General features: G+C 70.3%; 10 protein-coding genes. 3 read left to right on the top strand and 7 right to left on the bottom strand.

Annotated features, from left to right (window positions below; all coding sequences use genetic code 11):
- Positions 1–22: 22 nt before the first annotated feature.
- On the bottom strand, positions 23–511 hold the full coding sequence (locus tag H6717_02380) for a hypothetical protein (protein ID MCB9575862.1): 489 nt from the start codon (positions 509–511) through the stop codon (positions 23–25).
- A gap of 117 nt (positions 512–628) precedes the next feature.
- Here H6717_02380 and H6717_02385 point away from each other — a divergent pair, with 117 nt between their 5' ends.
- Positions 629–1,771, top strand: a complete 1,143-nt coding sequence (locus H6717_02385; GenBank protein MCB9575863.1) for a hypothetical protein — start codon at positions 629–631, stop codon at positions 1,769–1,771.
- A 112-nt stretch (positions 1,772–1,883) separates the two neighbouring features.
- Here the strand turns inward: H6717_02385 and H6717_02390 are convergent, their stop codons facing one another.
- Positions 1,884–2,324, bottom strand: a complete 441-nt coding sequence (locus tag H6717_02390) for a PilZ domain-containing protein (GenBank protein ID MCB9575864.1) — start codon at positions 2,322–2,324, stop codon at positions 1,884–1,886.
- A gap of 124 nt (positions 2,325–2,448) precedes the next feature.
- Between H6717_02390 and H6717_02395 the strand changes: the two genes are divergently transcribed.
- A complete protein-coding gene (locus tag H6717_02395; protein ID MCB9575865.1) occupies positions 2,449–3,912 on the top strand; it encodes a hypothetical protein in 1,464 nt (487 codons plus the stop codon).
- Positions 3,909–4,775 carry a hypothetical protein gene (locus H6717_02400; protein MCB9575866.1) on the top strand — a complete coding sequence of 289 codons (867 nt, stop codon included), beginning with the start codon at positions 3,909–3,911 and terminating at the stop codon, positions 4,773–4,775. The genes H6717_02395 and H6717_02400 overlap by 4 nt, the downstream gene beginning before the upstream one ends.
- Here the strand turns inward: H6717_02400 and H6717_02405 are convergent.
- From H6717_02405 to H6717_02425, 5 genes are all read right to left on the bottom strand, one after another.
- On the bottom strand, positions 4,756–5,199 hold the full coding sequence (locus H6717_02405) for a hypothetical protein (GenBank protein MCB9575867.1): 444 nt from the start codon (positions 5,197–5,199) through the stop codon (positions 4,756–4,758). The genes H6717_02400 and H6717_02405 overlap by 20 nt on opposite strands.
- A 1-nt stretch (position 5,200) precedes the next feature.
- Complete coding sequence (locus tag H6717_02410; GenBank protein MCB9575868.1) at positions 5,201–5,869, bottom strand: hypothetical protein; 669 nt, start codon at positions 5,867–5,869, stop codon at positions 5,201–5,203.
- Entirely contained in the window at positions 5,869–8,907 is a 3,039-nt protein-coding gene (locus H6717_02415) for a tetratricopeptide repeat protein (GenBank protein MCB9575869.1), read from the bottom strand. The genes H6717_02410 and H6717_02415 overlap by 1 nt, the downstream gene beginning before the upstream one ends.
- A 1,142-nt stretch (positions 8,908–10,049) precedes the next feature.
- Positions 10,050–12,410, bottom strand: coding sequence for a hypothetical protein (locus tag H6717_02420; protein MCB9575870.1), 2,361 nt, complete (start codon positions 12,408–12,410; stop codon positions 10,050–10,052).
- 14 nt (positions 12,411–12,424) lie between these two features.
- Positions 12,425–13,471: a cupin domain-containing protein gene (locus H6717_02425; protein MCB9575871.1), complete on the bottom strand. Its 1,047-nt coding sequence runs from the start codon at positions 13,469–13,471 to the stop codon at positions 12,425–12,427.
- Between the last annotated feature and the right edge of the window lie 139 nt (positions 13,472–13,610).

Genomic DNA, 13,610 nt, shown 5'->3' on the forward strand with positions numbered 1-13,610 from the left:
GGCCTCGCCGCCGCATCCGTGCTCAGTTTCCGGTGCAAGTCGCGAAGGCGGTGCCCTCGGTGTCGCACACGCCGGCCTTGAGATCCGGGCCGTCGGCGGTGCACTCCCAATCGGTGTTGGCCTTGGTTGCGGCGCAGCCGAGGAACGTCTCGAACTCCGTCACGCAAGTGTTGGTGGCGTAGAGCTGTTCGCACATCGCTTGGATGTTCGTCGACGTGTCGGTGCAGCTCAGGGCGTCTGCCAGACTCTTGACCTTCGCTGCGGCGTCCGTGCAGGTCTGATGCGTCCCGGTGCTGCCGGCCGCGCCCGCCATGCCACCCGTGCCCGTGCCCGCCATACCACCGGTACCCGAGCCGGAAGCGCCACCCGTGCCGGAGCCGGAAGCGCCGCCGGTGTTCGCGCCGCCGGTGCCCGAGCCGCCGGAGCCGCTGCTGTCGTCGCTGCCACACGCCGGTGCCGTGAGAAGTAGCGCGGCGGAGCCAAGTACCATGAGCCAAGAAATGTTCTTCATCGATGTACTCCTGATGTCCCCTCGCGGCGGAGGATGCCACGAGGTTGGACGCATGGGGTGCCATCAGGCAAGCTTTGCCGGCGGGAACGAGGGGCTTGCTTTCGGGAGCGTGGAGCGATGCGGACGATTGTGCTGGGCGGAATTCTGGGTGCGTTGGCGGTGTTCGGCTGCTCGGCCGCCAATAGCGAGGACGGCAGCGGCGGTGGCGCGGGCTCGGGCAGCGGCGGTGCTTCTGCGAGCGGCGGTACCGGCGGGAGCATCATTGGTACCGGGGGCGCTGCGGCCAGCGGCGGCGGTGGCTTCGGTGGCGAGTGCGCCGCGGTGAAGCAGACCGCGAGCGCGGTGGCGCTGCCCGCCGACATCGTGTGGGCCATCGACACCTCGTGCAGCATGGATCAGGAGTCCACCTGGGTTCACGACAACATGAACCAGTTCTCGCAGCAGATTGCGGCGTCCGGTGTGGACACGCACATCATCCTGATCGCGGACTATCCCATCGAGATCTGCTTGCCGGGCTTTCCCTGCATCAAGACCGGCGTGTGCATCGATCCACCCTTGGGCAGTGGCTTGTGCCCGCAGCAAGACACCAACCCCGCGGCCAACTACTGGCACATGAATCAGGGTGTGGCGAGCAACGACGCCCTGGACGTGCTCATCAACACCTACTCCACGTACAGCTACTTGCTGCGCCCCGACGCCAGCAAGACCTTCGTGGTCATCACCGACGACAACGCCACCGAGCCGCCAATGAATTCCGCGGACGCCTTCATCAACGCGGTGAACAACCTCGACCCGGTGCTGTTCAAGGAGTGGTCGTTCTTCAGCATCCACTGCTACAGCCAGTGCGCTTCGGCCGCCGCCACCGGCAGCGTGTACACGGACCTGGTGCAGAAGAAGGCCGGCGTCAGCGGAGATCTGTGCTTGCAGGACTTCAAGCCCGTGTTCGACAAGCTGGCGCAGGGCGTGATTGGCAAATCGAAGCTCGAATGCACCTGGAGCATTCCCGATCCCGGCAACGGCGAGACCATCAACCCGAAGAAGGTGAACGTGCGCTTCACGCCCTCCGCCGGTGCGCCCGTCGACATCTATCACGTGAACAGCGCTACGGACTGCACTCCCGCGGGCGGCTGGTACTACGACAACGACCAGAACCCGACGCAAGTGATCGCGTGCCCCGCCACCTGCAGCACCATCCAAGCCGACGACCAGGGTTCCATCGACGTGCTCTTCGGCTGCGACACGGTTCAAGTTCCGAGATAGCCTCGGCGATTCGCGTCGGGATCCGCGCCGGACCAACAAAATCAGGCAATGCCCGAGGAGCCGTGGCGTGAAGCCTGTAGCGCAGGCTCGGATGGAATGGTCGCGGGGCCTATCAGGTTGGAGCGGTGCTGAGGAAATCTCCGAGATTCAGCGAGGTGAAGCTCAGTATGCGCTCGCTCTTGGGACGGAAGGTGGGCGGCGCGGGGGGCAGGCGACGCACGTAGGCGTCGAGCAGGCGGCGCGATGCGCTGTCCACGTGGGTGAGGGCGAGGCCCAGGGAGCGACGGCATTCGCCGGGGCGGCGGCCGTGGATCACGCGGGCGACGACGGCCTCGGCGTCGAACCAGTCCGAGAAGCCCGGGAGCTGGAAGGAGACGACGACCTCCTCGCCGGTGAGCACTGGATCTGCGGGGCCGACCAAGAGGCCGCCGTGAGAGATGTTTTCCACGCGATCCGCCACCAGCGTGAAGTCGCGGAGGCGAACCACCTGGCACTCGATGCGGGCGGTGCGTCGCATCGTACGGGGGCCGAAGAGCAGCGAAGAGAAGTCCATGATGCTGGGGTCCTTGCGGGGAAGCGCGCCGCAGCGAAATGGTAACGGGGCGGGCTTCGGCTGGGCCAAATTGCCGGCAGGAAAAGCGTCCCCGGCGCTCCCTCGGGTCGCTTATGATGCCGCCGTGCTCGAGCGCATTGCGGTACACCAGACCCGACTCCGGGTTCCGGGGGTGGGACTCGACGCCCGCGGAGTGGCCCTTGGCTCCCGCGGGTTGGTGCTGCTGCCGTCGCTGGATCGGTTGATCGCGTTCTTGGCGGTGTACACCGAGCAGCAGACCCTGGGCGGGCTCGCGGAGTCCCTGCGCATCGAGATCGTTCGCTCCAAGCTGGGCACTCGCGAGGTGGCGCTGTCCTTCGATGCCGGGGGTAGCGATCGCATGGATCGCATCGGAGAGGTGGCGCGGCTCACCGGCGGGTTCACCTTCACCGGCACCAGTCGGCACTTCGTGCAGTATCGCGATGCGGGCGCACCCTTTGGCTACGATGCCACGGAGATCACCGCCACGGATCAGCCCTTGGCGCTGTACCACACCACCTTCTCGCAGGTGTACGACGTGGAGCGCACGGTGGAGCTCGAGAGCTTGCTCCTGCGCCTGATGCCGCACGCGGATCCCGGCGCGGAGCTCGGCTCGGAGCCGGTGTGGATCCTGGCGGAATCCGGCCTCGGCCCCAGCGTGCTGTCGTACTTCGCGCGCTCGAACGTCGACGCCGAGGTGGGCGTCGCAGAGTGGCCCCCGGAAACGAGCTTCGACGACCAACCCGTGCGGCGCTTCTTGTTTCGCGTGGAGCAGCTCCCGCCCCGCATGCGTCCGCTACTGAAGGGCACGCCGGGTCTCACGGCCTTCGTGCCGGTGACACCGGGGGCCGCGGTGGAGCACGGCTACCATCACCCGATCGCGCTGGAAGCGTGCCCGGTGTTCGATGCCGAGGGGCTGGTGATGTTCCGCGGACGGGGCGAGCCGGCGCTGCGCCTCGGCCAGCTGCCGGTGCTGGCCGACATCCGGAGCTTGCAGCGCGCCGACGTGGTGGCCGACGAAGCCGCGCTCACCGGCAAGAACGAGGCATCGCCTACGGTGCGCATCCCGGTGCGGCTGCTGCCCGATCCGGCGTCGCCCAGCAGCGTGACGGCGGTGCTGGTCCCGCCCGACGAGCTGCAGCTGCTACGGCGCTTGGCCTACGCGCTGAGCACCGAGACCATCCGCGACACGCGCATCGCCATCACCAACGCGGGGGCTTTCGTGATGGGTACGGCCGGCGTGGCCACGGTGCCCCTCGGCTTTTTGTATTGGAGCTTGCACTCTCGGGTGCTGGTGCCCTGCGGCGCGCGGCTGGTTCCCGCCGTCGGCGCGGAGGTGCTGTTCGAGGCTCTGGGCGCCCCCGGAGATCGCATCATCTTCTTCCGCACGGACGGCAGCGCCGTGGCGGTGCCGGACAAGGCCTTCGTACCGCTGGAGAGCGCGTTGCTCGAAGCGCAGAAGTGGGCACCCATCCAGGTGACGGAGCTCGAGGAAGTATTCGAGACGGACTTGCCCACGGTGTGGCTGGACGAGCTCGGGCTGTCGGCGCTTCGAGGGGTGAACGGTTGATCGACTACGCCGGGGCGGTGGCGGAGCACGTGCTGTTGCCGCTCCTGGCCGGCGGTGAGGTTCGTCCGGTGGGGCCCGTGGGCTCCGAGCGCGCGCTCGCCCTGGCCGGGGAGCAGGGCGTGGTGGTGACCGGCGGCGCCCTGGACGAGATCCGCGCACGGCGCCTGCGGGTGGCCCGCGGCGTGCTGCCGGCGGACGCGCTGGGTGACCTGGGCGCGGGGGACTGGCTTCTGACCTTCGCTCTCAACGATCTGCTGCAGGTGACGAACCCGACCATCACGGACTGGTTCGGCTCGGATCGCCCCAAGCACCTGCTCGACATGATTCGCGACGTCGTGCGGCAAGTGGGGCCGCCGCGGCGGCTGCGCGAGGTCGTGGCGCGGCACGCGAGCTTCAGCCGCGTGCTCGAGCTGCGGCGTATCGACACGCGCGTCTCCTGGTGGGTGGGCAGCGCCACGTTCCACGGCGCCAAGCCGCCGCCGCGCCTCTTGATGTGGAAGAGCGTGCGTCGCGTCCACGAGGTGGAGGAGGAAGTGCGCGTGGCGGACATGGCACCGGACACGGCACCCTGGGCGCCCGCGTGGCAGGCGGCCTTTGCCGAGTGGCTGTCGGCCACGCCGCTCACGGACATCGCCAACGCCGGCCGCAGTGCGCCGGCGTTTCGCTGGACCGGCGCGACGCTGGCGCTGATCGAGAGCCCCATGGGGCGGAACCTCGCCCGCCGCGCGCTGTCCCGGGTGGCGGATCGTCAACGTGCGTTCCAGGCGCTGGCGCAGGCCACCGCGCACATTGGCGGCACGCCGGCGGAAGAGCTCGCGAACGCCTTTCTCGCGGAGCTTCAGATCACAAGCGCTGGCCAGTGACGGACGCCGGGACGGTGCAGCCGTTGTCCAAGCAGCGAATGGTGGTGGTGCCGCTGAAGCTCTGTCCCGCGCCATCGAGGGTCACGCTGTAGCTGCCGGTCATGCTGGAACATCCCAGAACCGGGTAGCGCTCGCCCGAGTAGCTGATGGTGTGACCGCTCACGGTGCCCGTGACGGCGCTCGAGGCGCCGCTGCGCTCGTCGTAGAAGGTGATCGAGTTGCCGGACTGGGAGACGACGTACAAGGTCCAGTCGTCGGACGTGCCCGCGGCCACGCCGCAGCTGTTGCTGCCGGACGCGCTTTCGTGGACCGACCAGCTGCTGCCTGCCAGATCGGTGAATGCCGGCGCTTCCAGCGAGCCGCCGCCGCTGCTGCCGCTGCTGCTGCAGCCAACGAGAAGGAGGGAGATGAGTAGCGCGCGCATGTCAGTTCGTGCAGGTGACGGTCGCGGGACCAAAGCTGTCGCTCACGACGCTGCCGGCGTCGTCGTCCAGCGTCCATTGCACCACCAAGGTGCCGGTGCCGCCGCAGAACTGACACGGGTCTCCAGTGCCCGCGCCGCTGCCGGCGGAGTTGATGTGCTGAACCGTTTGCGTACCGCCGGCCGCGATGGGGCCGGAGGCGCCGGGAGACGGCTTGAAGGTCCAGGACATGTTGGTGGCGGCCTGGGTCATGTCGATCTGAGCGGAGCTCAGGGTGCCGTTCACCGGAGCGCTGCCGGGATTGTCGTACTTCACGCCGAACTTCGTGTTCACCTGATCCGGGCCGCCGTCGATGGTGCAGTCCACGGTGATCGTCAGATCCTGGATCTGGGCAAAGCTCGGCCCCGCGTCGGCTCCCGCAGCGCCGGCCGAGCCAGAAGCGCCGGCCGAGCCAGAAGCGCCGGCCGAGCCCGCGCTGCCGCCGCCGGTGCCACCACTGCCACTCACGCCTCCGCCGGATCCACCGCTGCCACCGGTGCTGGCGTCGGCCGCGCCGCCGCTGCCGGAACCCCCGCCGCTGCCGTCGTCGACCTCGTCGTCGCTACACGCGGCAGCGCCGAGAAAGCTCACCGTGAAGAAAATGCTCAGCCCAATTCGTAGCCACCCTCGCATCAGCCCAGGGTACCACGAACGCGCGAGGCCTCCTGCAGGAGCTCCGCGTGGCGATCGTGGGCGCCGAGGCGTGCTTCGTGGGCGGCCCAGGCCTCATAGGTGGCGATCTGCTCGGCCTTCCGGCCGAGGCGCACGAACAGGCTGAGGGCGCGGGCGAAGCAGGCCTCCGCCTCCGGGTGCTCGCCGAGGGCGCCTGCGAGGGCGCGCAAGGCGAGGGCGCGATCGGCGTCGTCCCCGCCGGCGTGCTCGAGGGCGCGCCGCGCGCGCGTGACGGCGCCCTCGCGATCTCCCAGAGCCAGGGCGGCTTCGCTCGACGTGCGCCAGGACTCCGACAGTGAAAATCCGTCCGCCATGTTCAGGGCCTCGTCGGCGGTGGCCAACGCGCCGGCGGCGTCCCCCTGGGCCAGCCGCACTCGCGCGAGATTTCCGAGCAGCACCACTTCTTGTCCGCGATGGCCGATCTGACGAATCTCGTCCAAGCCCGCTTGGAGCAACGTGAGGGCTGCGCTCGGGTTGCCGCGCTCGAGCTCCAGATCGCCGAGGTTATTGAGCTGGCAAGCGATGCCCCAGCGATCGCCGATGCGGCGATACAGCGCGAGGGCGGCTTCCTGATGTCGCGCGCCTTCGTCGAAGCGCCCGAGGAGATGGTAGTGCGCGACGCCGATGAGATTCAGCGCCAGCGCGCGAGCGCGCGGTGTTGCGCCGCCCTCGGCCACCGCCAGGGCTTCGCGGCCGAGGGTGAGGGCACCGTCGCCGTCGCCCAGCAGGGTGCGCGCCCAGCCACGGTTGTGCAGCGCTTCGGCGAGCTGGGTGGTGAGCGCGGCGGCGTCCTCCGGGCTGGGGCCGGCGAGCGCCGAGCGCGCGATGGCTTCGGCGCGGCTCGCGATGCTCTCGGCGCGCGTGTGATCGCCCCGTTGGCTCGCGACCCAGGCCGCGGCGTTCTCGGTCTTGGCCTGCGCCAGGGCGTCCCCCGCGAGCCGCGCGGCCGCCAGGGCTTGCTCCAGCTTGTCGGCGGCCTCGTCGTAGCGCGCCTTTCCTTCGAGCATCTGCCCCAGGCCGAGGAGGCAGCGGTTTCGAAGCGCGTGGCCGCGTTGGGGCGACGCTGGGGGCGCTTCTTCGAGCAGCGTCAGGGCGCGGGAAAAGGCCGTTTCCGCCTCCTCGAAGGCGTCCGCCCGGCGCGCCCGCTCGGCGGCGACCAGGTACCAGTCCGTAGCTTCACTGCTGGCGCCGGCGCGATCGAAATGCCGTGCCACCGTCGCCGGATCGCTGCCATCGGTCACCGCGAGGCGCCGCGCCAGGCGCTCGTGCCACACCTTGCGCTCGCGCAGCAGCGAGAACTCGTACGCCACGGTGGAGAGCAGCTCACTCGTGAGGCTCAGACCCTCGCCGCGGTCGAGCAGACCTTGCAGCGCCAAGAGCTCGAGATCCGCTTCGCTCGGTGCGGCGTCGAGACAGGTGGCCACCGCGCTCGGCTCCGCCCTGGGACCGGTCACGGAAAGCACGCCGAGCACGGCGCGCGCCGAAGGCGGGAGTCGAGCAATGCGCTCGTGCAGGAGCTGCTCGATGCGCGGCGGCACCAGCGTCTCGAGCTCGTCCAAGGGACGCTCCGCGGCGAAGCGCGCGAGCTCCCGCAAGAACGCCGGGTTGCCGTCGCTCCTGCGGATCAGGAAGCGCAGGTGCTCCGGCGTCGGCGCGCCCAGCTTGTGCGCCAGCCGTGAAAGGCTCTCGGTGTCGAGAGGGCCGAGCTCGACGGCCTGGGCGCTGCTGCGCCGCTCCGACGGCCGCTCCGTGGTGAGCAGCAAGCAACGCGGAAGGCCGACCTGGGCGAGCCGCGTGAGAAAGCCGAAAGAGCCGCTGTCCGCCCAGTGCAGGTCGTCGATGGACAGCACCAACATGCGATCCGCCGACAGCGACGCGAGGTACTCCGTGAGCAACACCTCGGCACGACCACGGATCTGCTCCGGCCGGTGCGACAGCGGTTCGAGCTCGTTGGAGATGCCCACGAGCTGCCCCAGGTACGCGGCCGCTTCCTTGCCGCGGCTCTCGCCCAGGGCGGCGACGAGGGCTGGCGCAAACGGCGAGCCCGCGAGCTCCCGCAGCAGATCCGCGATCAGGCCGAAGGCCGCCATTTCGCGGGTAGCGGCCAGCATCACGATGCGCGGGCGGCCGCCGCCGCGAGCGATGTCGAGCAGCGCCTGATCCACGAGGCGGCTCTTGCCCATGCCCGGCGCGCCGCGCACCGTGAGCCACGCGAGACCGCCGCCGGCGGCCCGCCGATAGGCTTCGCCGATCGCCAAAAGCTCCGCGGCGCGCCCCAGGAGCGGCAGCGTGATGCCGGTGAGCGCGGTCTCGCCGCGGACGATCTCGCGCTCCACCACCGACGCGCTCACCGGCTCGCGTTTGCCCTTCACCGCGAAGGGCGGCACGTCCAACAGCCGAAAGCGTCCGCGCACGTGCTCGCGCGTGGTGCTGCCGATGAGCACGCTGCCCACTTCCGCCGCGTGCTCGAGGCGCGACGCCAGGTTCACGGTGTCGCCGATCACGTTCCACTCGCCGGTGGACTCCACGCGCGACACCGAGCACAGCCCGGTATTGATGCCCACGCGCATGGACAGATCGACGTTCTCCGCGCTACGGAAGGCGATCAGCTCGCGCTGCATGGACAGCGCCGCTCGCACCGCCAGCGTCGCGTCTTCCGCGCTGCTCCCGGAAAGTCCCCACACGCACATCACGGCATCGCCGATGTGTTTGTCGATGTGACCGCGGTGCGCCACCAGCACGCGGTCCAGCCGGCGCCAGAGGCGCGTGAGCAGCGCCTGCACCTCTTCGGGATCCAGTCGTTCGCTCAGTGCCGTGAAGCCGGACACGTCGGCGAACAGCACCGTGACCAGCTGGCGGTGGTCGCTGGTGAGCGTGCGCAGCTCGGCGAGCTTCTCGCGAAGCTCCGCGGTGGCGGTGTCCACCACGGAATCACCGAGGGCGGAGCGTTGCGCTTCGAGAGCGCGGATGGCGCGCTCCAACTTGTCGTCACCAGCCATCCCAACGTCAGTTTGCCCCAACGCCCACACCCTTGGCTGCCCTTGTTTGTCGGCCCGCCGCGGAACCTCGCGTTTCGCCGCCACGACCGGCAATCCCCCGGCACTTCACGCCCGCGATGGACGTCGCGAGCCCGCGATGGACGTCGCGAGCCCGCGATGGACGTCGCGAGCCCGCGATGGACGTCGCGAGCCCGCGATGGACGTCGCGAGCCCGCGATGGACGTCGCGAGCCCGCGATGGACGTCGCGAGCCCGCACACGGACACGCGCCGCGCGGGGGGCGCGGGCACGGAGACGAACATCGCGGCGCACGGGCAGGTGCACGGACGGTCACAGGCAGGCGCACGGCGCATTGGCACGGGCAGGCAGAACCGCGTGGGCGTGGGCAGGCAGAAGTGCACGGGCACACGCGCGGAAGTGCGGGGGGTGTCGGGCGCGGCGAGAACCGTTCGGATCCGAACGAATTTCGCGGGGCGCGCCCCCCCCTCGAACCAGCCGAAAGACGACGACAGCGCGGGACAGGCACGCGGAAGAGCACGCGGAAGAGCACAAGAACGGGCAGGCAGAGGTGCATCGGCACGGCCAGGCAGAAGTGCATGGGCACGGGCACGAACGACGCACGCGCACCCACACGCGCGGAAGTTCGCGGGGTCTGGGCGCGACAAGAACCGTTCGGATCCGAACGAATTTCGCGGGGTGCGCCCCCCCTCGAACCAGCCGAACGACGACGACAGCGCGGGACGGGCAGGATCGACGCACACGCGCGGAAGTTCGCGGGGTCTGGGCGCGACGTGAACCGTTCGGATTCGAACGAAATTCGCGAGGCGCGCCCCCCCTCGAACCGCTGGACAACGAGTTTGGAGGCGTGGCGGGTCGAGCAAGGAGTCGGAGGCGAAGCTCAGGGCGACGGTCCGCGTGGGGACGGGCAGAGGCGGAACGCGACGGGGATCGCGCCGCACCAACAAACCCTCGAAGCGGATGGGTTGGGCGGTCCCCAGTGGGCGACGGTTATTGTCGCTGAGGGGAGCGGCAGGGGCGGATGCCGGGCGGTCGGTCCCCTGGTGGGCGACGGTTATTGTCGTCGGTGGGAGCGAGCGGGAGCGGGCTGGGACGGAGGTCGGGTGGTCCCGAGGTGGGCGACGGTTATTGTCGTCGAGGGGAGCGGCGGGGGCGGATACGACGGCGGGTGGCGACGGGTACGGGTGTCGCGGTCGCGCTGGCGGAGGGCTCGGGGGCGGGCACGAAGCCGGCGCGAGCGAGGTGCGCGGCGCTGACCACGTTCGCGTCGGTGACGACGGCGGCGGCGCGGTCGAGCACGTCGCGGAGCTCGAGCTCGTTGCCCGGCCACACGTGCTCCGTCAGCACGCGGAGCGCCGATACGTCCACGCCGAGGGGCTCGCCCCGCAGACGGAGCCCCGCGCGGGCGAGCTGGTCGAGCACCAAGCTGCGGATGTCTTCGGCGCGATCGCAGAGCGGCGGGATGGAGACCTCCGCACCACCCAGCCAGCGGGCGAGGGACGCGCTCAGGCGGCCGCTGCCCACGACCTCGTTGACCGGCTGTCGCACGGTGGCCACCAGGCCCGGCGGCAGCACGCTGGAGCGCGCCGGCGTGGACGCCTGGCGCGACAGCACGCGGGCGATGTGGCTCTGAATCGCCTCCGGCAGAGCGGCGACGTCGAGCAGCACCAAGGTGCCGCCGTCGGCCAGGGCCAGCGGTGACGATTCGGGATCGTCCCAACGCGACATCTCGTGCTCGGCACCGCTGGAGCCATCCACCACCACGAAGGGACCGCCGCGCCGTGAGCTCGCGAGGTGCGCGATGGCGGCCCAACCCGTCGCGTCGCTGCCCGGCGGCACCACCAGGGTGAGGGGAGCGTCGAGGCGACCGAGGCGATCGATTGCGTCGATGGCGAGACGCGCCGCGGGGCTGAAGGCGGCGCTGCGGATTTCCCGCGCCAGGCGCCCGGCGGCGGCTTCGTTCCTACCGGCACCGAGCTCGAGGATGTGCTCGAGGCGATGCACTTCGTCGTCGGCGCGGTCGGCGCGATCCGTGGCCGATAGCTCTCTCGCGCGCGAGCGCGCCAGCGCGGAAGAAACGCTGATCAGCGCGCTGATGCGATCGCACAGCACGCGCACGGCGCGCGCCTCTTCCAGCGTCATCACGCTGGAGCGCCCGACACCGGGCAAGAGCACGAAGCCCAAGGGGCCGTCGTCGTCGAGGATCACCGTGGCGCTGAAGGCGTGGCGGCTCTGAAACCAGCCGAGCAGTGGTCGCACTTCCGGGCGTCGCACCTCGAGGGCGGCGAGCACCTCTGCGCGCAGCGTGCGCTCCGGCTCTTGTAGGGCCAGCTCGAACAGACGCTCCGGCGCTTCGCCCTTCTGCACGTGGAGGTAGCCGGCGATGTCCACGGACAGCACTTCGTCGGGGGAAAGGCGCCACAGCTCGGGCTTTTCCCCGGGGCTGCCGGTGGCTTGCGTCAGCGCCATGAGCGCCGCGCGGATGGCGGCATCAGGCTCCGGCTGCAGCGCGCCACGGCTGGCGGCTTCGATGGCGTCGAGCCAGCGCGATTGCTCCGGTCCGAGAGGGCGCGCCACGCTGCGGGCCAAGAGCCCGACGACGACCGAAGCCACGCAGGCACCGAGCACGATGGCGCCGGCGTGGTCGCTGGCGTGGCGCGCGAAGAAGCCGGTGACGAGCGCCACCGGCGTGCCCAAGATCAGGAGCGCCAAGATGCCGCGCAGCGCGCTCGACACGGTGGTGGGCTCGCGGGTGGTGGCGGCCCAGGTGCACGCGGCCGCCGCGATCAACACCGCGACCGGCAGCACGCGATCCGGCGGCGCCACGTCCAAGAGCGAAGCCGGCACCGCCACGGCGATGGCGGTGATGGCCAGCGACAGCGCACCGGCGGCGCGATCGCTCGCGCCCAGCTCCAGCTTACGCAACACCCGCAGTCGCCAGCTGGCGGCGAGCAGCACCAGCAAGCTGCCGGCGCCCGCAGTGGTCGTCGCGTAGTCGATGGCCAGCGGATCGAGGCGCACGGACTCCGGCGGCAAGAGCGCCCGAGTGGCGGGCAGGGCGGTGGCGATGCCCCACAAGAATCCGGCGAAGCCCGCGGCGTCGAGCGAGGTCGCGGCGCGCGGCACCGCGAGCAGCCCGCCCCGGGAGGAAATTCGGCTCAGCGCCACCAGCGCGGCCACGATGGCCACGCCCGTTCCCAGGTTCGCCACGGCGTCCAGGCCCGGCCGTCCGGGGTTGCCGGTGCGTGCCGCCAGCCACAACGCGGCGCCGAAGGCCACGGCGCGGATCGAGAGCCGCGCGCTCTTCTCCGTGCGGTCCTCGCCCTCTCGCGGCTCTTCCGTGCGGCGCCAGATCAACGCCAGCGCGATGGGCAACCCGAGCAGCGCGAGCCAGGGCCAGGGGCCGCGATGGTCGCTCAACGCTGCAAAGCAGACGTAGACGACGGCCGCCGCCGGCGGCACGAAGGAGCGGAACCTGGAGGCCACCGCGGGAGGCTAGATCACTTTTTGTCTGCCGGCACTTTGCCGGCTTCCGCCAGCTTCACGAAACGGCGTTCGGCACCACTCGGCGTGTACAGCTGCACCGCCAGGAGCCGGCTCTTCCCCGACGGCGTGAAGGAGTGCTTCACGCCCTTGGGCATGTCGAACACCGCGCCGGCGGTCACCGGATGGTTCTTGCCGGCCACCTTCATGGTGCCGGCGCCTTCCAGGATCGCGATGTGCTCCCAGTCGTCGTGGGCATGCTCCGGAATCGCCGCGTCGGCCGAGGTGAGCAGGCTCTCGAGGCTCGCCGGTAGCTTTTGCTCCGTGCCGCCGAAGGCGAAGCGCACGTGGAAGGCGTCGCCGCCCCACGCATGGTCCTTGGCCTCCTTGATGCTGGTGGATGCGATCGCGCTCGAGCGCTTCTTCCAGCGCACTTCCCAGGGCTTTGCCTTGGCGTGCTCCAGCGCCTGAGCCAAGCTGTCCTTGCTGGTCACCACCGCCATCAAGACCGTGGCCGCTTCGCCCTGAGCGCGCAGGCTCACGCCGGCTCCCGGCGCGCGCATCGCGCCCCACACGCCGAGCTCCTTGGGCGCGCCGCCGTCGTCACCAGTGACCAGCAGCTTGCCGCCGAGCACCACCGCGAGCACTTCCAGCTCGTGGTTGCGAGGCAGCACCACGCTGCTGTTCACCGCGATCTGCTCGCCCCACAACGCAGCGTTGGAGTCCTCGCCGCCGGGCGCCGCCTTGGCGAACGTCGGATCCGGAAGCCAGCTCTTCAACACGCACTGCTTGTCCTTGCACTCGGCCTTGCGGCTCAGCGCCGTGGGCGGCGCGTCCGGCAGCGCCGCGTCGATGGCGCTCGCTCCCTGCTTCGCGGGAGCCGCGCTCGGTTCCTCCGCCTCCTCCTCCAGACCGAAGATGTCCTCGTCCTTCGAAGGCAGCGGAATGTACGGCAAGCCCGCCTTGGGGCCCGGGGGAGGCCACTGGGATTCGGGGGCCGTTCGCGAGCACGCGACGCTGGCGAGCACCAACGCCCCGGCGAGCACAGGGGTTTTGCGAAGCATCGGCCCGAAGACAAGCCCGAGCCACGCCCTCGGGTCAAGCCACGCCGCCCCGTGCATACCGCAGAGTGTCGGTATTTCTTGATGTTTTTTGGTCCGCCGCGGACACGCCGCGAGACGGACGTCACGGCCCCTCGTTCTG

The organism is Polyangiaceae bacterium, assembly GCA_020633235.1.
Classification (GTDB): Bacteria; Myxococcota_A; Polyangia; order Polyangiales; family Polyangiaceae; genus JACKEA01.